Raw genomic sequence first — 18,958 nt, 5'->3', positions numbered from 1 at the left:
CAGGCAATTTATTGTCGGCGCACTTGTAACACGTCGGCGTCTGAGTGGTTATTCATGCAGCAGCGCAGCAAACAGGGAATCCGATGCCGCCGTCCGGGACCAAACCGCCACCGCATCGCCTTGGCAGGCCGATGGTTTTCGCACTGTTCGCGGTTGCGGCGCTGGCCTTGGGTCTTGCGCTGCGCGATCTGGTGCCCGATCTGGCAGCCCTTAAGGCGCTGGCCGAGGCAGCGGCGACCCGTCGCGCCGAACATCCGCTGCTGGCGGCCTTTGCCGCATTCTCCGTTTATGTCGCCGTCACCGCGCTTTCGCTGCCACTGGCAAGCCTGATGACGCTGGCTATCGGGGCGCTGTTCGGCCTGTTCTGGGGCACGGTGATCGTGTCTTTCGCCTCGACACTCGGTGCCACACTCGCCTTTCTGACCGCGCGGTTCCTGTTGCGCGATGCGGTGACGGCGCGGCTTGGCACCCGCGCCAAGGCGCTGGCCGAAGGCTTTGCCCGCGACGGCGCGTTTTACCTCTTCAGCTTGCGGCTGATCCCCGCAGTGCCGTTTTTCGCCATCAATCTCGGCATGGGCCTGACGACGATCCCGCTCCGCAGCTTTTATCTGGTGAGCCAGATCGGCATGCTTGCAGGCACGCTTGTCTATGTGAACGCGGGCACCCAGTTGGGGCGGCTCGACAGTCTTTCGGGCATACTTTCGCCCGAACTCGTCCTATCCTTCACCCTTCTTGGCCTTTTCCCATGGATTGCCCGCATGTTCCTGAACCGATTCAAATCGCGCAGAGTCTATGCCCGCTGGCAAAAACCGGCGCGGTTCGACCGCAACCTGATCGTCATCGGTGCGGGCGCGGCGGGGCTGGTCTCGGCCTATATCGGGGCCGCCGTGAAGGCCAGGGTCACGCTGATCGAAGGCCACCGCATGGGCGGCGATTGCCTCAATTACGGCTGTGTGCCCTCCAAGGCGCTGATCCGCTCGGCCAAGCTTGCCGCGCAGATACGCCATGCGGATCATTACGGCCTTGCCGCCGCCGCGCCGGAGTTTTCCTTCAAGCGCGTCATGGCACGGGTGCATGAGGTGATCGCCGAGGTTGCGCCGCACGATTCGGTCGAACGCTACAGCGGGCTTGGCGTCGAAGTGCTGGAGGGTCGGGCAAAGCTGATCGACCCCTGGACCGTCGAAATCACCGATGCGGCGGGCGCGGTGCAGCGGCTGACCACGCGCGCGATCATCCTTGCCACCGGGGCCGCACCTTTCGTGCCGCCGCTGCCGGGGATCGAGACGGTGGGTTATCTTACCTCCGACACGCTCTGGGAAAGGCTGGCCGGGCTCGATCATGCGCCGAAACGTCTGGTGGTGCTTGGCGGCGGGCCGATCGGCTGCGAACTGGCGCAAAGCTTCGCGCGGCTCGGCTCCGAGGTCACGCAGATCGAAATGGCCCCGCGCATTCTCATCCGCGAGGATGACGAGGTTTCGGCGCTGGCCAAGGTAGCGCTCGAAGCCGACGGCGTGCGGGTGCTGACCGGGCACAAGGCGCTGGCCTGCGGCGTGAGCGATGGCGAAAAGTGGATCGAGGTCGAGGCGAATGGTGCCAGCTTCCGCATCGGCTTTGACGAGATGATCGCGGCAGTGGGCCGCAGCCCGCGCCTGACCGGCTACGGGCTGGAAGAGCTGGGCATTCCGGTCAACCGGGTCATCACCACCAACGACTATCTCGAAACGCTCTACCCCAACATCTTTGCCGCAGGCGATGTGGCAGGCCCGTACCAGTTCACCCACACCGCCGCGCATCAGGCATGGTTCGCCTCGGTCAACGCGCTCTTTGGCCGCTTCTGGCGCTTCAAGGTCGATTACCGGGTGATCCCCTGGGCTACCTTCACCGACCCCGAGGTGGCACGGGTGGGCCTCAACGAACAGGAGGCGCGCGAGCGGGGGATTGCGCACGAGGTGACGCGCTTTGACATTGCCGAGCTTGACCGCGCCATTGCCGATGGCACCGCGCGCGGCTTCGTCAAGGTGCTGACAGTGCCGGGGCGCGACCGGATATTGGGCGTCACGATTGTCGGCGAACACGCGGGCGATCTGTTGTCCGAATTCGTGCTGGCGATGAAACACGGGCTGGGGCTGAACAAGCTTCTCGGCACGATCCACACCTACCCGACGCTGGCCGAGGCCAACAAATATGCGGCGGGTGAATGGAAGCGGGCGCATGTGAACCCGCGCGTGATGCGCTGGCTGGAACGGTTTCACACCTGGCAAAGGGGCGGCAGCCGATGATCGATTCGGCAATTCTGCCGCTGCAACGGCGGCTGCTTCTGCCCGTCGCCGCGGCGCTGGCGGCGCGCGGCATCAGCGCCGACCGGATCACGCTTGCGGGCCTCGCGCTTGGCATGCTCGTGGTTCCGGCGCTGGCCTATGGCCATTTCTGGCTGGCACTGGGGCTGATCGCGCTCAACCGCGTGGCGGACGGGCTCGATGGGGCGGTGGCGCGGCTGGTCGGCCCGACAGATCGCGGGGCCTTCATGGATATCGCCTTCGATTTTCTCTTTTACGCGCTGGTTCCCTTGGGTTTTGCGCTTGCAAACCCGGCCCATGCGGTGCCCGCCGCGGTGCTGATAACCGCCTTCGTCGGCACCGGATCGTCGTTTCTGGCCTTTGCCGCAATTGCCGCCAAGCGCTGCATCAAGGCCACCGCCTACCCGACAAAGGGCCTTTACTACCTTGGCGGGCTGACCGAGGGCGCTGAAACCATTGCGGTATTTGCCCTGATGTGTGTCTGGCCCGCGGCCTTTCCCGTGCTCGCCTACCTCTTTGCCGCCGCTTGCGCCATGACCACGCTGACCCGCTGGCGGCAAGGCTGGCAGACCTTTTCCTGAACCGAAGAACGGAGACCCCATGCGCCTTTCCCTCATCGCAGCACTTGCCCTTGGCCTCGCCACCCCCGCCCATGCCGATTGGGAGGCCACGCTTGCCGCCGCGCGTGGCCAGACGGTCTATTGGAACGCCTGGGGCGGCGATCAGCGCACCAATGATTTCATCACCTGGGTCGGTGCGCAGACCGCGTTGCTTTATGGCGTCAAGGTGCAGCAGGTGAAGCTGACCGATACCGCCGAGGCGGTGACGCGGGTGATTTCGGAGAAGGCCGCCGGGCAGGCAACGGGCGGCTCGGTTGACCTGATCTGGATCAACGGCCCCAACTTCCTGTCGATGAAGTCGCAAGGCCTGCTGCACGGCCCCTTCGTTGCCGACCTGCCGAATTCCCGCTACCTCGACCTCGCGCCCGCCGCCGCCGCCTCGGTCGATTTCACCGTGCCGGTCGAGGGCATGGAATCGCCCTGGCGGCTGGCGCGGTTCGTGTTCACCTACGATAGCGCCCGCCTGCCCGAACCGCCGCGCTCGATGGCGGCGCTGGCCGAATGGGCGGCGGCGCATCCGGGGCGTTTCACCCATCCGGCGGTCAGCAACTTCATGGGCGCGACTTTTCTCAAGCAGGCGCTGATCGAACTCGCCCCCGATGCCGGGGTGCTGCAAGCCCCGGTTACCGATGCCGCCTTCGAGGCCGCCACCGCGCCGCTCTGGGAATGGTATGACGGGCTGCGGCCGAACCTCTGGCAGGGCGGTGCCACCTACCCGGAAAGCCAGTCGATCCAGCAGCAGATGCTGAACGATGGCGCGGTCGATATCTCGCTTTCGTTCGACCCGGCGTCGGCGGCGGCGGCGATCGAACAGGGGCTCTTGCCCGAAACCGCCCGGGTGTTCACCCCCGCGCTTGGCAGTATCGGCAACATCAGCTTTGTCGCCATACCGTTCAACGCGGCGAACCGGGAAGGCGCGATGGTGGTGGCGAACTTCCTGCTTGCCCCCGCCACCCAGGCGCATCAGCAGAACATCACCGTGCTCGGCAGCTTTTCGGTGCTCGATCCCGCCAGGCTTGGGCCGGATGAGGCGGCGGCCTTCGCGGCGCTGCCCACCTCGCCCGCGCTGCCGACCCTTGCCGACCTCGGTCTGACCTTGCTGGAGCCGCATGCAAGCTGGATGGTGCGGCTGACCGAGGCCTGGGCGGAGCGCTATACCAGATGAAGCACGAAGGCCGCGCGCTCAGGATGACCGTGCTGGTGCTGGTTCTGGGCGGCGTTGTGGCCCCGATCCTCGCCGGGCTCTGGGAAACTCTGCGCGCGGGCCTTGGCGTGCTGCCCGCGATCGGGGCCACGCGCCCCAGCCTCGACCCCTGGCGGCAGCTTCTGGCGCTGCCGGGCTTCAGTACCAGCCTCGTGCTGACGCTCTGGACCGGCTTTGCCTCGACCCTGCTGGCGCTGGCGCTGGCGACCGGGTTCTGCGCGCTGGTGCATGGCCGGATGGCACCCGGCGTGGGGGCGCGGCTGCTGGCACCTCTGCTGGCCACGCCGCATGCGGCAATGGCGATCGGCGTGGCCTTTCTGATCGCGCCTTCGGGCTGGATCGCGCGCGTCTTGAGCCCCTGGCTGACCGGCTGGCACCTGCCGCCAGACCTGCCGACCCTGCACGACCCCTGGGGCGGCGCGCTGATCCTTGGCCTCTTGGTCAAGGAAGTGCCGTTCCTGCTGCTGGTCATGCTCGCCGCCCTCGGCCAGTTGCCGGTGGCGCAGCACATGGCGGCGGGGCGGGCGCTTGGCTATGGCCGCGGCGTGGTCTGGATCAAGCTGATCGTGCCGCAGATGTGGCCGCTGATCCGCCTGCCGGTGCTGATCGTGCTCGCCTTCGCGCTGTCGGTGGTGGATGTGGCGATCCTGCTTGGCCCGTCGAACCCGCCGACGCTGGCGGTGGCGGTAACGCGCTGGTTCACCGCACCCGATACCCGGCTCATCCTGCCCGCCTCGGCGGCGGCAAGCCTGCAAGCGGTGCTGGTGGCGGCGGCGATTGGCCTGGCGTGGCTTGCGCAAAGGCTGGCGGCGCGGCTGGGCCGCTGGTGGCTGCGGCGCGGCGGGCGCGGGGTTTCGGCAGAGCCCTGGCTGATGGTGGCAAGCGGCGGCACGCTGGCGCTGATGGCGCTCGGCTTTGCCGCACTGGTGGCGCTCGCGCTCTGGTCGGTGGCCTGGCGCTGGCCGTTCCCGGCGGGGCTGCCCGAAAGCTGGTCGCTGGCGCTCTGGGCCAACCCCTCGGGCGGCTGGGCAAAGGCAGCGGCCGAAACCGCGCTGATCGGGGCGGCAAGCACGACGCTGGCGCTGGGGCTGGCAATTGCCTGGCTCGAAGGCGAGGACCGCGCCCGGCGTGGCACGGCGCGCTGGGCCGGGGCGCTGATCGTGCTGCCGCTGCTGGTGCCGCAAGTCGGCTTTCTCTACGGGCTCAACGTGGTGTTCCTGCGCGCTGGCCTGCGCCCCGGGCATGGAACGGTGATCTGGGCGCATCTTCTGTTCGTGTTCCCCTATGTGATGATCGCGCTCGCCGCGCCCTGGCGCGCGCTCGACCGCAGATTGCTCCACACCGCAGCGGCGCTGGGTGCGCCGCCGCTGCGCCGCCTCGTTTCGGTCAAGCTGCCGGTGCTGTTGGCCCCGATCCTCACCGCCGCCGCAATCGGTTTCGGCGTTTCGGTGGCGCAATACCTGCCGACGCTGTTCCTCGGGGCCGGGCGCATTGCCACGCTGACCACCGAGGCGGTAACCTTGGCCTCTGGCTCTGACCGCCGTGTGGTCGGAGCCTACGCGGTTTTGCAGGCGGCGTTGCCTTTTGCCGCCTATGCCACGGCATTGCTGCTGCCCGCCGCGCTGCACCGCAACCGTCTTGGGCTGAGCGGAAGGGCGCGCGCATGAGCCTGCAACTGACCCGAGTCTGCGTGACCGCCGCGCAAGCGCCCGCGCCGCTGTTCGCGCCACTCACCCTGACCGTCGAGGCAGGCGAGATTGCCACCGTGATGGGGCCTTCTGGCATCGGCAAATCGACCCTGCTCGATGCCGTCGGCGGCCATCTTGCGCATGGCTTCGTGGCTTCGGGTCAGATCACGCTCAATGGCCGCGACATGCTGCGCCTACCTGCCGAGGCGCGCCGGATCGGCATCCTGTTTCAGGATGCGCTGATGTTTCCGCATCTTTCGGTGGGCGACAACCTTGCCTTCGGCCTCGCGCAGAGGCTGCGCGGCCGCGCGGTGCGGCAGGCGGCGGTGGCCGAGGCGCTGGCGCAGGCCGGGCTTGCGGGCTTTGCCGACCGCGACCCTGCGACGCTTTCGGGCGGCCAGCGCGCCCGCGCCGCGCTGATGCGCGCGCTGCTGGCCGAGCCTTTGGCGCTGTTGCTTGATGAGCCGTTCTCAAAACTCGACACCAGCCTGCGCGCCGAGATCAGGCGCTTCGTGTTCGATCACGTCCGGGCACGGGCGATACCGGTGCTCATGGTCACCCATGACGCAGGCGATGCCGAGGCGGCGGCAGGGCCGGTGGTCGGGCTTTAGGAGGCTGCCAAAGAAGGTCTTCGCCCCCAGCCCGGATTGCCGAGAGCGCAGCGCATGGCCTCGGAGATGGCCAAGGACATTGAGAGCGCGGCAAGAGCGATTTCCCGGCATCCGGGTGCAAAGCGCATGGTGCATCGGCTTTTTAGCAGCCTGTCAGAGCCTGCCCGACGAAAGTGGTGCCCGGTCTGTCGCAAGCGGGGCGCAAACAAGGTAGCCGAAACCTGTCTGGCGCTTCTGTCTGCGCCGGACAGGCCCTTGCCAATTCCGCTTTCCCCACCGCCGCGTTTCGGGCACAACCGGGGCAAATGCCAGGAAGGAAAAGCCGATGCCCCAACCCCGCGCGCCGCGCCTGTGTGTGCTGATCGACGCCGACAATGTGCCCGCATCCTACGCCGAGGCGATTTTCGAGGAGATCGCCGGGCTGGGCGAGGCTTCGGTGCGGCGCATCTATGGCGACTGGTCGGCGCTGCGCCTGGGGGCCTGGGCAAAGAAGGTGGCGGCGCTGGGGCTGGTGGCCGATCAGCAGTTTTCCAACACCAAGGGCAAGAACGCCTCCGACATCGGGCTGGTGATTTCCGCCATGGATTTCCTGCACTCCGGCCTTTTCGACGGCTTCGTGCTGGTCTCCTCCGACAGCGATTTCACCCGCCTCGCGGCGCGGGTGCGTGAGCAGGGGCTTGATGTTTACGGCATCGGCGAGAAGAAGACCCCCGAGGCCTTCCGCATGGCCTGCAAGCGTTTCATCTATGTCGAAAACCTTGGCGGTGCCGAAGAGGCCCCGGCTCGGCCGGCGGCGAAGCCCGGCACCGCCGCCGAGCCGCCCGCCGCCCCGCGCCCCGGCAAGGAAGCCCCGGCCAAGGCGATTCCGCTGATCATCCAGGCGATGCGCGCGATCGACCCCGAGGGCGAATGGTATTCGCTGGGGCAGGTCGGCCAGTACATCACCCAGGCCAACCCCGATTTCGATACCCGCACCTATGGCAGCGCCAAGCTGAGCGATCTGGTGCGCAAGATCAGCCGCTTCGAGGTGAAGCCGGGGCCGGGCGGGCAGCTTCTGGCGCGCGACGTGGCCTGAAAAAGGCGGGGGGCCTTCCGCCCCCCGAACCCCCCGAGGATATTTGGACCAAAGCAGTTTGCCGGGAGCGGGTGCGACGCGCAACTAGGCCGTGTCGGCACCATACCGGGCGAGAAAGGTTTCGACCGCGCCTTCGATGGTGCGATCGATTTCTGCCGGGGTGGGTGCCGGAATGATGCCAAAGATCAGCCGCGCATGGATGCCGGCGCGGCACAATTCGGCGAACTGGTCGGCGGCAAGGTCGAAATCGGTGATGGCAAGCTCGCCGCGGGCGGTGGCGAGGCGCAGATAGGCCCCCAGCTTTTCGCGCGCAAGCATCGGGCCAGAGCGGTAGAATGCTGCCCCGAGAGCGGGGAAACGATCCGCCTCGGCGACGCAGATGCGAAAGATGCGCTGGCCGAAATCGGAGCGCATGAAGCTGACAATATGTTCGGCCGCGGCGCGCAGCACCACCGCCGGTGCGGCGGCGGGGTCGATCAGTTGCAGCGCCGCCTCGGCCTGGCGGCGGCATTCGACATTGGCGACTTCCATGAACAGCCGCCGCTTGTCGGCGAAATAGCTGTAAAGCGTAGCCTTCGAAACCCCCGCCTCGCGGGCGATCAGATCGACGCTGGCACCCTCGAAGCCGTCGCGCAAGAACACGCCACGCGCCCCTTGCAGCACCTGATCCCATTTGCGCCCGCGCTTGATGTCTGCCGCTTCCACGCTTGCCCCTGGCCCCCGACAGCATGTAAACGCCCCGGTTCACAATGCGCAAGCGGCGCTGTCGGCTTCGTGATCGTTCGCATTCTAGGCTTTCGCCGCATCCGCGCCGCAATTGCACAAGCCGGTGTTAACGCGGCCAGGCGAGGCTTGCGGCTGCACGGGGGTGCATGGGGCAAGGGGAAGGTCGATGGCGGAGTTGCGCCATGTCGCGACGCTGGTCGGCACGAATGCGAGTTTCGTGACCAATATCACCGATCTGGACGTGGTCTGGGTCGACGGCCAGCCGCGGCTTTATGCAGCGACGCGGGTCGGCGGCGGAGTTTCGGTGTTCGATCTTTCGGCGACCTCGGGCAGCGCCAGCCTGTTGCAGCACAAGAGCTATGCCGCAAGCCTGACCACCCTCGATGCGCCCGACATGTTGATGGTGGCAAGCGGTGCTGCCAGCTACCTCATGCCGCTCGGGCTGCGCAACGCCGCCACCACCGCATGGCTCGTTGGCAGCACCGGCACCCTGGGAACATCGGCCAACCTTGGCGGCAGCGGCGGCCTGGCAGCCGATCTGACCACCGCGACCAGCCTTGGCCTTGGCGGCGCGGTCTATATTTTCGGCGCGCGGGCCGGGCGAAGCGAGCCGGTGGTCTATACGCTCAGCGCCGCCGGAACCATTGCCCAGGTCTCGCCAGGCACCCCGCCGCTTGGTGCCCCGATCGAGATGATGGCACTGGCCGAGGTGGCGGGGCAGAACCTGCTGCTGGCCGTTTCGACCACGGCGAACACCATCACCAGTTACCTGATCGGCAACACCGGCCTGCTGCAAAAGGTGGGCACGATTGCCGCCTCGGCGGGCATCGGCTTTTCGCAGCCGACGGTGCTGGCCACGGTTGCCGCCTATGGCAGCACCTTCGCCATTCTCGGTGCCGCCGAAAGCGGCTCGCTCAGCGTGTTCCGTCTGCAATCCGATGGCGCGATGATCGCCGTGGACCATATCACCGACACCCTGTTCAGCCGATTCGATGGGGTGAGCGCGGTCGAGGTGGTGGTGGTGGGCGAACGGGTCTTCGTGCTGGCCGGGGGCGCGGACGACGGGATCAGCGTGTTCACGCTGCTGCCTGACGGGAGGCTTTTGCACCTTTCCAGCATCGCCGACACGGCCGCGACCACACTGGCCGACATTACCGCGCTTGCGGCGGTGTTGGTGGCCGGGCGGATCGAGGTTTTCGCCTCTGGCGAGGACGCGGCAGGCATCAGCCAGTTCGATCTTGATACCGGCCCGCTCGGGGTTACGCTGGTTGGCGGCGTGGGGGCGCAGAACGGCACCAGTGGCAACGATCTGCTGGTGGCGGGTCCGTTGACCACCTCGATGAACGCCGGCACCGGCGATGATATTCTGGTCACCGGCGCGGGCGATATCGAGCTTTGGGGCCGCGGCGGGCGTGACCGCTTTGTCATCTCCGACGGCTCGCGCAACGTGACGATCAAGGATTACCAGTCAGGCACCGACATTCTAGACCTGACCGGCCTGCCGTTCCTGCGCACCATGGCGCAGGTCACGATCACCCCGATCACCGGCGGCGCGGTGCTTGAATATGGCGGGGCCGTGATCACCGTGCTGACCGCTAATGGCACCACGCTGATGCCGTCGCAATTCACCGGGATCGGCAGCATCGAGATTACCCGCTATCCGCCCGGCTACATTGCCGCCGCCGATCCCGCGATCATCGGCACCGGCGGTGCCGATGTGCTGACCGGAACCGACGCCGACGATCTGATGCAGGCCTGGGGTGGCGCGGACCGGGTTGACGGCGGGGCGGGCAATGACACGCTCGAAGGCGGCGAAGGCGATGATCTGCTGCTCGGTGGCGCGGGCAATGACAGCATCATCGGCGGCACCGGTGCCGACCTGCTCGATGGAGGTGCGGGCAATGACACGCTGATCGGCGGCGAGGGCAACGATTTGTTGCGCGGCGGCGGCGGCAATGACCTGTTGCAGGGCGGCGATGATGCTGATCGGCTTTTTGGCGGCGATGGCGATGACACGTTGCAGGGCGACGCGGGCAACGACTGGCTTGAGGGCGGCGCGGGTGCCGATCTGATCCAGGGCGGGGCCGGGTCCGACCAGCTTTTTGGCGGTGCGGGCAATGACACGCTCATCGGCGGTGCCGGGTTCGACATCTTGACCGGGGGGCTCGGCGCAGACAGCTTCGTGTTCGCGCCGGGCGATAGCGGCACGGCCGAGGCGGCCCCCGATCTGATCACCGATTTTACCCCTGGCGAAGACCGCATCGACCTTCGCGCGTTCGGGCAGGGCAGCTTCATCGGCGCTTCGGCCTTTGCCGGTATCGCCGGGCAGGTGCGCTACGAACTTGTTGCCGGGGGCGGCGTGGTTTCGGTCGATGCAAACGGCGACGCGCTGGCAGATCTGGTGATCCATCTTGAAACCGGCCCGGCGCTTGCCGCTGCCGATTTCCTGTTCTGAACGTGGCACCGATTCTGCGCGGTTGCAATGGGGCCGGGTTTGGATGATCCTTGGCGCAGGCCGCCTCCGGTGCCGCGCTTCTGCCAGATCTGGCACCTGCGGCGACCCTCCTGGGGAGGAGCCATGACCAGCGTTGAAATCCTGCGAGAGCAGTCGGCCACCCGTGGCCGCTACCTGATCCGCCTGAACGGCGAGCTGACCGAGGCGGAATTGACCTGGGCGCAGCTTGGCGATCATATCGTTGCCGCGGACCATACCGATGTGCCCGACATTTTTCGGGGCCGCGGCTTCGGCATGCTGCTGGTCGAGCATCTGGTCATCGATGCGCGCGACCGCGGTTTGCGGGTGGTGCCGCTTTGCCCCTTTGTGCGGGCGCAATATCAGCGCCACCCGGAATGGTCGGATGTGTTCGGCGGACCCGCCGCCACCGCATAGCAGCCGCGCACCCTTGCCAGCAGCGCCCGGCGCACTAGTCTTGCGGGGTCAGAAGACTGGATTGCCCGATGCTGATACCAACCGCCAACAGTGACCCGCAGGCCGCGGGCACCGTGCCCGACCCGGCCAACCCGCGCCCCTACCGCGATGCGCTTGGCCGCTACGCTACCGGCGTTGCGCTGGTGACCGCGCGCGAGGCGGGCGGCGGCGCGCCGCTTGGCATCACGGTCAACAGCTTTGCCTCGGTTTCGCTCGACCCGCCGCTGGTGCTCTGGTCGGCGGCCCGCGCCTCGCTTCGCCACGCGCATTTCTCGGTTGCTGGGGCCTTTGCGATCCATGTGCTGGCCGCAGACCAGGCCGAACTTGCCGCCCGCTTCAGCCGCAACGGTGCCGATTTTTCCGGAATCGGCTTCACGCTCAGCGAAATCGGTGTGCCGCTTTTGCCCGATACGCTGGCGCGGTTCGAATGCGTCACCGAAACCCGCCACGAGGGCGGCGACCACACCATCATCATCGGCCGCGTCACCCGCTTTGCGCCCGGCCGCGCGGCTGCCCCGCTGATTTTCGCGCAAGGCCGCTACGGCCGCCTTTCCGCGCTTGGCCCGCGCGATGGAACCGCCTGATAATCTGCGCCATTTTATCATTTAAGCCGGTCTTAACGCCGCTCTGCTAGGGCTGGTCTCGGGTGAATGAACGGGTGATGGGATGGCAGCGCGCAGCAACGCGGCGCCAGTCATTATCAAGCGCAGGAAGATCATCGCAGGCGGCGGGCACCACGGCGGGGCGTGGAAAGTTGCCTATGCCGACTTCGTCACGGCAATGATGGCCTTCTTCATGCTGATGTGGCTGCTGAACGCAACGACCGAAAAGCAACGCAAGGGAATTGCGGACTACTTCAATCCGACGATCGCGATCAGCCGGATTTCGGGTGGTGGCGAAGGCCCATTCGGCGGCACCTCGGTGTTTTCCGAGGAACAGATTGCGCAGGTGGGCACCGGTGCCAGCGCCCAGCGCCCGAGCACCGAACGGCAGGCGCAGGGTCAGGTGCAGGGCGGGCCGGAAGCCGCCGCCGAAACCGCAGCGCTTGCCGACATGCAGCAGCGCATCGATGCCGCGCTGACCGCCAGCAGCGGCGAATCGATGCAAGCGCCCGAACTGGCGCGCCATATCGTCACCCGCGTCACCGACGAGGGGCTGATTGTCGAATTCTTCGATCTCGACGATGCGCCGCTTTTTGCCGAAAACAGCGCCACGGCGGAACCGATCACGCTTGCCATCGCCGCCATGCTGGCGCGGGTTTTCGCGCTGGTCGGCAACGAGGTGGCGATCAGCGGGCATGTGCGCTCTTACCCGGAAATGCTGCGAGTCAACCCGGAATGGCAGCTTTCCACCGAGCGCGCGCAGGCGTTTCGTGGCCTGCTCGAAGTCGCAGGCCTTGATCGCGCGCGGGTGCAGCGCGTTGCCGGGTTTGCCGACCGCAAACCGGCGGTGCGCAATGTCGCTGCGGTGCGCAACAACCGCATCGAGGTGATCTTGCTGCGCGCCGGGCGGTGAACAGGGCCGAAAATCCGTTAGGGCGATTTTAAGGCGCGCCTGCGCATTCTGCCGCTCATCGAGGGGTGCTGCAGCAGAAAGGCGCAAGTTCATGTCCATCTCGTCATCGCTCAACGCGGGGGTGGCCGGTCTCGCGGCCAATGCCACCCGCCTTGCGACCATTTCCGACAATATCGCCAACTCCGGCACCTACGGCTACAAACGCGCCGCGGCCGAGTTCGAGAGCATGGTCATCAACCAGTCGCGCGGCTCCGGTGTCTATTCCGCCGGTGGTGTGCGGGCGCAGACCATGCGGCTGGTGGAAGAGCGTGGCGCACTGGTTGCCACCTCGAACGCGCTCGACCTTGCGGTTTCAGGGCGCGGCATGCTGCCGGTCATGCCTTCGGTCTCGCTCGGGGCGCAAATGGGTGCCCAGCCGCTGATGATGACCACCACCGGCTCCTTCAAGACCGATGCCAACGGCGTGCTGAAAACCCAGTCCGGCCTGGTGCTGCTCGGCTGGCCGGCCAATGCCGATGGCACCATTCCGGTGATGCCGCGCGACACGATGAGCGGGCTGGTGCCCGTGGTGATCAACGCCAACCAGACCGCTGGCGACCCGACCACGCGAATGAATCTGGGCGTCAACCTGCCCGCCGTCGATACCGAATCGAGCGCCGCAGGCACGCCGCTGCCGCTTTCGGTCGAATATTTCGGCAACCTTGGCACTTCGGAAACGCTCGACATCTCCTTTGCACCGACCATTCCGGCAACCGGCGCGTCAAACGAATGGACCATGGTCATCCGCGATTCGGCGCAGGCCGGGGCGATCATCGGCGAATACACGCTGGTGTTTGATGCAACGCGCGGCAATGGCGGCACGCTGGCCTCGGTCACCCAGATTTCGGGCGGCGGCTATGATGGCAGCACCGGCGCGCTGTCGCTTACCGTGGCGGGCGGTCCTTTGGAGATGACCATTGGCAAGCTTGGCGATCCGAATGGCCTGACCCAGCTTTCCGACAGTTTCGCGCCGACCTCGATCACCAAGGATGGCTCGCCGGTCGGCAACCTCACGGCGGTCGAGGTGGACGAGGGCGGCTTTATCCGCGCCACCTATGACACCGGCTTCATCCGCACCATCTACCAGATCCCGCTTGTCGATGTGCCAAACCCGAACGGCCTGACCACCCGCAACAACCAGACCTTTCAGGTTTCGCCGGTCTCTGGTTCGTTCTTTCTGTGGGACGCGGGCGACGGGCCGACCGGCTCGGTGGTGGGCTACGCGCGCGAAGGTTCCACCACCGATGTCGCGGCGGAACTTACCAACCTGATCCAGACCCAGCGCGCCTATTCGTCAAACGCCAAGGTGATCCAGACGGTCGACGAGATGTTGCAGGAGACGACCAACATCAAGCGCTGATCCCGCTTTGGCGGCCTTTAGAACGGAGGCTGAGAGATGAGCATTTCGGGCGCACTAAGCAACGCGCTTTCCGGCCTTACCGCGGTGTCGCGGGCCGCCGAGGTGGTGGCATCGAACACCGCCAATGCGCTGACCGAAGGCTATGCGCGGCGCGAGCTTTCGCTTTCGTCGCGCAGCCTTGGCGGCACCGGAGCCGGGGTCTGGGTCGATGGTGTTTCTCGCGTGGTCGATCGGGTGGTGCTGGCCGACCGCAGGCTTGCCGCCGCCGAAGCCGAAAACGCCTCGGTGCGCCGCGATTTTCTTGCCGGTTTCGAGTCGCTGCTGGGCAACCCCGGTGAACCCGGCTCGCTTTCGGCCAATGTCGCGGGCTTTGAAGCGGCGCTGATCGAGGCGGCGAGCCGCCCCGACAGCGAGGCGCGGCTGGCATCGGTTCTGGTCGCCGCCGAGCGGCTTTCGGGCCAGCTCAATTCGCTCTCCGCGTCGCTGCTCCAGACCCGCACCGATGCCGACCGCTCGATTGGCCAGCAGGTGCAAAGCCTGAATGCCTCGCTGGCGCAGATCGACCGGCTCAACGCCGAAATCCTCGCGCAGCGCGCTGCGAGGCGCGATGCCACCGCGCTGATGGATCAGCGCCAGCGCGCTGTCGATACCGTCGCCGAGATTGTGCCGGTGCGCGAGGTGGCGCGCGAGAACGAGCAGATTTCGCTCTATACCACCGGCGGCGCGATCCTGCTGGAAGGCAATGCGGCGGTGATCGGCTTTACCCCGGCCGGTATTGTCACCCCCGACATGACGCTCGGCTCTGGCGCGCTTTCGGGGCTCAGCATCAACGGCATGGCGGTGCCGCCTGGCGATGACGGGCTACTTGGCGGCGGCAGCCTGGGTGCCACTTTCGCGCTCCGCGATGTGCTGGTGCCCTCCGCCCAGACCCAGCTTGACGCATTCGCCCGCGATCTGATCTCGCGGTTCGAAAGCCCGGCGGTGGACCCCACGCTGGCCCCGGGCGAGCCGGGGCTTTTCACCGACCGCGGCAACCCGCTCGACCCCGCCGAAGAGCTTGGCCTGGCCGGGCGCATCGTCGTGAACGCGCGCGCCGACCCCGCCCGGGGTGGCGCGCTCTGGCGGCTGCGCGACGGGCTTGGTGCCACCGCCCAGGGCGCGGTCGGCAACTCCGGTGTGCTGACCGCGCTTGTCGATGCGCTGAGCCGCGGCCAGGTGCCCGCCTCGGGCAATTTCATCGGTGCGCAGCGCTCCGCCTCGGGGCTTGCCGCCGACATCCTTTCGCAGGCCTCCTCGGCGCGCCAGTCCGCCGAGGCGGGGCAGGCCTTCGCCAGCGCCCGGCAAGATGCGCTGCGCCAACTGCAACTGGCCGATGGCGTCGATACCGACCACGAAATGCAGATGCTGCTGCAGATCGAACAGGCCTTTGCCGCCAACGCGCGGGTAATGGGAACGGTGGATGAATTGATCAAGCAACTGCTGGCGATCTGAGATGAGCTTTCTTTCCATCGGCGACATGGCGCAACTCTTTCAGCTTCGCCAGCACAATGCGGGCCTGAAGTCGCTCGCCACCACGCTGACCGCCGAGCTGACCAGCGGCCAAAAGCACGATACCGGCACCGCGGTGCGTGGCGATTTTACCGCGCTCGCCGGGGTCGAGCGGTCGCTGACCACGCTTGCCGCCTATGCCACCGCCACCGCCGAGGCAGGCCAGCTTGCCGCGACCCAGCAGGTGGCGCTGGCAGCGATCGGCACGATGCTGGCCGACGCCGGGCCAACGCTGCTTTCCGCCGCAACCAGCTCCAGCCCGACCATGGTCAGCGCCACCACCGCCGATGCGCGGCAAAAGCTTGGCGCGGTGATTGCCGCGCTCAACACCAATACCGCCGGGCGCTACGCCTTTGCCGGCGACGCCACCGATACCCGACCGCTTGCGCCCGCCGAAACCCTGCTTGGCGCGATCGGCACCGCAGTTGCGGCCGAGACCACCGCCAGCGGCATCATCGCGGCACTCGACGCCTGGTTTGATGCGCCAACGGGCGGCGGCGGCTTTCTCGATACCGCCTATGGCGGCGGCGCTCCGCTTCGCCCCTTCGCCGTCGCCAGCGGCGAAAGCGTGGAGCTTGGCACCACCGCCGCCGCCCCCGAGGCCCGCAACATGCTCAAGGGGCTGGCGCTCGCGGCGCTGGTCGCGGAAGGTGCGCTTGCGGGCGATGCCACGGGCCGCGCCGCGCTGACCCGCGCGGCCGGCGAAAGGGTGATGACCGCCTCCGGCAGCGTTACCGCGCTTGCCGCCCGCATCGGCAGCGCCGAAGCCGGGGTCGCCGACGCCGCAACCCGCAACACTGCCGAGGGCGCAGCGCTTGAAATGGCCCGCGCCGGCATGACCGCCGCCGATCCCTACGATACCGCCACCGCACTGCAGGCGGTGCAGGCGCAGCTTGAAACGCTTTACACCCTGACCGCGCGGCTCTCGAACCTCAAACTGACGGATTACCTGCGATGAAACGCCTTCTCGTGCTGCTCTTCTGCCTGATTCCGCTTGCCGCCACCGCCGCGCCGATCCGGATCAAGGACCTGGTGGAGTTTGATGGCGTGCGGGGCAATGATCTGGTCGGCTACGGCCTTGTGGTCGGGCTGAACGGCACCGGCGACGGCTTGCGCAACTCCCCCTTCACCGAAGAGATCATGACCAATATACTCGAACGGCTCGGGGTCAACGTTTCGGGCGAACAACTCCGCCCGAAAAACGTTGCCGCCGTGCTGGTCACCGCCACGCTGCCACCCTTCGGGCGCACCGGCAGCCAGATCGACGTGACCGTTTCGGCGATTGGCGATGCGAAAAGCCTGCTCGGCGGCACCCTGATCATGACCCCGCTCAACGCCGCCGATGGCGATATCTACGCGGTGGCGCAGGGCACCATCATTGCTGGCGGTGCCTCGGCCTCGGGCGAGGGGGCCTCGGTGGTGCAGGGCGTGCCGACTGCCGGGGTGATCCCCTCCGGTGCCCGGATCGAGCGCGAGATCGCTTTTGAGCTGGCCTCGCTGGCCGATGTGCGTCTGGCGCTGCGCAGCCCAGATTTCACCACCGCCGCCCGTATCGAAGCCGCCATCAACACCGATTTCGGCCGCCCCGTGGCGCGGATGCTCGACTCGGGCACGGTGAATGTCAACATCGCAGCCGCCCGCATGGCCTCGCCCGCGCATGTGCTCGGCCGGATCGAGACATTGACGGTGGAACCCGAACAGCGCGCCCGCGTGGTCGTCGATCAGCGCTCCGGCACGATCGTGATGGGCGAAGACGTGCGCATCAGCCGCGTCGCGGTCAGTCAGGGCAACCTGACGCTGCGCATTCAGGAAGCGCCGCTGGTGGTGCAACCCAACCCCTTCGCGCGGGGCGAAACCGTGGTGGTACCGCGCACCGAGGCGACGATCACCGAAGAACCGGGCATCGGCATGGCCGAAATTTCGGCTGGCACGACGCTTTCCGAGGTGGTCGCGGGCCTCAACGCGCTTGGCGTTTCGCCGCGCGACATGATCGACATCCTGAAATCGATCAACTCCGCCGGGGCGCTGCACGCCGTGTTTCTGGTCCAGTAGCAAGCCGAACCGACGCGGCCGGGATTGCGGTAACCGGCAATCGGGGTAGTTGCCTGCGGTGGCGCGCCGCCGTAAAGTTCCCCGTTAGTTCTAAACCTAAACGTCAACGTGGAAATTGTCTGTTGAATCTAACGCACAGAAGGTTTACGTCCCTTGAGAAGCGGCACTGATTCAGGAAAGCGCAAATGGGACCGGTTGACATTCTGAAGGACGCGCGAACGAAACTCGTAATTGAGCGCGAGAAATTGTGCTCTGCTCTTGACGCCAAGATCGCGGACCTTGACATCGCCATTTCGGCACTTGAAGACCGATTTGGTCGTAGCAAGGTGCCCGACTCGATAGATGCGATTGCGCCAATTTCCCCAATCGATGTTGCCATTATTGAGGCGGTTCGCAGCGGAATGCACACTCCTGCGAAGATTCACGCGTATATTGCGCGACACCTCTCGATTGACACGACTGTCAACTCGGTGCGCACACGGGTGTCAAGACTCAAGTCGAGCGGCAAGATTGCACGCGATGATCGCGGTTGGATCATGCCAAATGAAGTTTATGAGGGACTACCCCTAAACGAGAATGACCCGCCCAAGGGCGGGTCAGACGGCGATGGTGATGCAACACCATCTTGATTCTCGACGAGCGCACGCGCGCGCAGACAGGAAAGGAACGGGCATGGTTTGGCAAACCATCCGACCAAGATCGGTAAGCCCCTGACGGGGCAACCCCTCCCTGCCCCCTTCCATAAGGGGTAAGAGCAAGTGCCGCCCCAGGGTCCACACTTGGTGCGGCACTTGTGCACTTGCTATTCGCTGCGAGTTAACAAGTCAAGAATCGCACAAGATTCCCAGGCAGCTACGAAAAGAAATCATGTATTGGGTCTTCTGCCGTTGCTCTCGAAGATGCTAACAACTTCTTAACGCCGCCACCATTACCCTTTTATTTCAATACTTTACCACCAATAACACGCGTGTTATCGCGCCCTCAATACACCACCACGCTGCGGATGCTTTCGCCCGACCGCATCAATTCAAACCCCCGGTTGATCTCGTCAAGGCTCAGAATATGGGTGATCATCGGGTCGATCTCGATCTTGCCCTGCATGTACCAGTCAACGATCTTCGGCACGTCGGTGCGCCCCCTCGCGCCGCCTAAGGCGGTGCCTTTCCAGACCCGCCCGGTCACAAGCTGGAATGGCCGCGTCTGAATCTCCGCCCCCGCCGGGGCCACCCCGATCACCACCGAAACCCCCCAGCCCCGATGCGTGCATTCCAGCGCTTGCCGCATCACGGTCACA

General features: G+C 66.3%; 16 protein-coding genes and 1 pseudogene. 15 read left to right on the top strand and 2 right to left on the bottom strand.

The window, feature by feature from the left end; genetic code table 11:
* The first annotated feature begins 131 nt into the window (after nt 1–131).
* The 6 genes from Q8J98_RS01565 (at nt 132) to Q8J98_RS01540 (ending at nt 7,495) form a co-directional block, all read left to right on the top strand.
* Nucleotides 132–2,279 (top strand): FAD-dependent oxidoreductase, encoded by a 2,148-nt coding sequence (locus tag Q8J98_RS01565; RefSeq protein ID WP_305292845.1) that lies wholly within the window; start codon nt 132–134, stop codon nt 2,277–2,279.
* Nucleotides 2,276–2,878: a CDP-alcohol phosphatidyltransferase family protein gene (locus tag Q8J98_RS01560; protein WP_305292843.1), complete on the top strand. Its 603-nt coding sequence runs from the start codon at nt 2,276–2,278 to the stop codon at nt 2,876–2,878. Before Q8J98_RS01565 ends, Q8J98_RS01560 begins: the two co-directional genes overlap by 4 nt.
* Nucleotides 2,879–2,897: 19 nt before the next feature.
* On the top strand, nt 2,898–4,082 hold the full coding sequence (locus Q8J98_RS01555; protein ID WP_305292841.1) for an ABC transporter substrate-binding protein: 1,185 nt from the start codon (nt 2,898–2,900) through the stop codon (nt 4,080–4,082).
* A complete protein-coding gene (locus Q8J98_RS01550; RefSeq protein WP_305292839.1) occupies nt 4,079–5,788 on the top strand; it encodes an ABC transporter permease in 1,710 nt (569 codons plus the stop codon). Before Q8J98_RS01555 ends, Q8J98_RS01550 begins: the two co-directional genes overlap by 4 nt.
* On the top strand, nt 5,785–6,420 hold the full coding sequence (locus tag Q8J98_RS01545) for an ATP-binding cassette domain-containing protein (protein ID WP_305292837.1): 636 nt from the start codon (nt 5,785–5,787) through the stop codon (nt 6,418–6,420). The genes Q8J98_RS01550 and Q8J98_RS01545 overlap by 4 nt, the downstream gene beginning before the upstream one ends.
* Before the next feature lie 325 nt (nt 6,421–6,745).
* Nucleotides 6,746–7,495, top strand: coding sequence for an NYN domain-containing protein (locus Q8J98_RS01540; protein ID WP_305184528.1), 750 nt, complete (start codon nt 6,746–6,748; stop codon nt 7,493–7,495).
* Between the two features lie 84 nt (nt 7,496–7,579).
* Here the strand turns inward: Q8J98_RS01540 and Q8J98_RS01535 are convergent, their stop codons facing one another.
* On the bottom strand, nt 7,580–8,200 hold the full coding sequence (locus Q8J98_RS01535; protein WP_305292835.1) for a TetR/AcrR family transcriptional regulator: 621 nt from the start codon (nt 8,198–8,200) through the stop codon (nt 7,580–7,582).
* A gap of 187 nt (nt 8,201–8,387) precedes the next feature.
* Between Q8J98_RS01535 and Q8J98_RS01530 the strand changes: the two genes are divergently transcribed.
* From Q8J98_RS01530 to Q8J98_RS01490, 9 genes are all read left to right on the top strand, one after another.
* Nucleotides 8,388–10,676, top strand: coding sequence for a M10 family metallopeptidase C-terminal domain-containing protein (locus Q8J98_RS01530; RefSeq protein ID WP_305292834.1), 2,289 nt, complete (start codon nt 8,388–8,390; stop codon nt 10,674–10,676).
* 123 nt (nt 10,677–10,799) lie between these two features.
* Entirely contained in the window at nt 10,800–11,111 is a 312-nt protein-coding gene (locus Q8J98_RS01525; RefSeq protein ID WP_305292833.1) for a GNAT family N-acetyltransferase, read from the top strand.
* 68 nt (nt 11,112–11,179) lie between these two features.
* Nucleotides 11,180–11,734, top strand: a complete 555-nt coding sequence (locus Q8J98_RS01520) for a flavin reductase family protein (RefSeq protein WP_305292831.1) — start codon at nt 11,180–11,182, stop codon at nt 11,732–11,734.
* Nucleotides 11,735–11,816: 82 nt separating this feature from the next.
* The gene (locus Q8J98_RS01515; RefSeq protein ID WP_305292829.1) at nt 11,817–12,665 is read left to right on the top strand and encodes a flagellar motor protein MotB; all 849 of its coding nucleotides are present in this window, start codon (nt 11,817–11,819) and stop codon (nt 12,663–12,665) included.
* Between the two features lie 91 nt (nt 12,666–12,756).
* Complete coding sequence (locus Q8J98_RS01510) at nt 12,757–14,064, top strand: flagellar hook protein FlgE (protein ID WP_305292827.1); 1,308 nt, start codon at nt 12,757–12,759, stop codon at nt 14,062–14,064.
* Between the two features lie 36 nt (nt 14,065–14,100).
* Nucleotides 14,101–15,555: a flagellar hook-associated protein FlgK gene (gene flgK / locus Q8J98_RS01505; protein WP_305292825.1), complete on the top strand. Its 1,455-nt coding sequence runs from the start codon at nt 14,101–14,103 to the stop codon at nt 15,553–15,555.
* 1 nt (nt 15,556) lies between these two features.
* On the top strand, nt 15,557–16,570 hold the full coding sequence (locus Q8J98_RS01500; RefSeq protein ID WP_305292823.1) for a flagellin: 1,014 nt from the start codon (nt 15,557–15,559) through the stop codon (nt 16,568–16,570).
* Nucleotides 16,567–17,664 carry a flagellar basal body P-ring protein FlgI gene (locus Q8J98_RS01495; RefSeq protein WP_305292821.1) on the top strand — a complete coding sequence of 366 codons (1,098 nt, stop codon included), beginning with the start codon at nt 16,567–16,569 and terminating at the stop codon, nt 17,662–17,664. The genes Q8J98_RS01500 and Q8J98_RS01495 overlap by 4 nt, the downstream gene beginning before the upstream one ends.
* Nucleotides 17,665–17,849: 185 nt before the next feature.
* The gene (locus Q8J98_RS01490) at nt 17,850–18,293 is read left to right on the top strand and encodes a hypothetical protein (protein ID WP_305292819.1); all 444 of its coding nucleotides are present in this window, start codon (nt 17,850–17,852) and stop codon (nt 18,291–18,293) included.
* A 352-nt stretch (nt 18,294–18,645) separates the two neighbouring features.
* On the opposite strand, the pseudogene Q8J98_RS01485 reads toward Q8J98_RS01490, so the two are convergent.
* Nucleotides 18,646–18,958 (bottom strand): annotated as a pseudogene (locus Q8J98_RS01485) (S-(hydroxymethyl)glutathione dehydrogenase); the annotation flags it as partial.

Origin of the sequence: Phaeovulum sp., assembly GCF_030684035.1 — a bacterium.
Classification (GTDB): Bacteria; Pseudomonadota; Alphaproteobacteria; order Rhodobacterales; family Rhodobacteraceae; genus UBA6213.
This window is presented reverse-complemented; position numbering and strand designations above follow the sequence as displayed.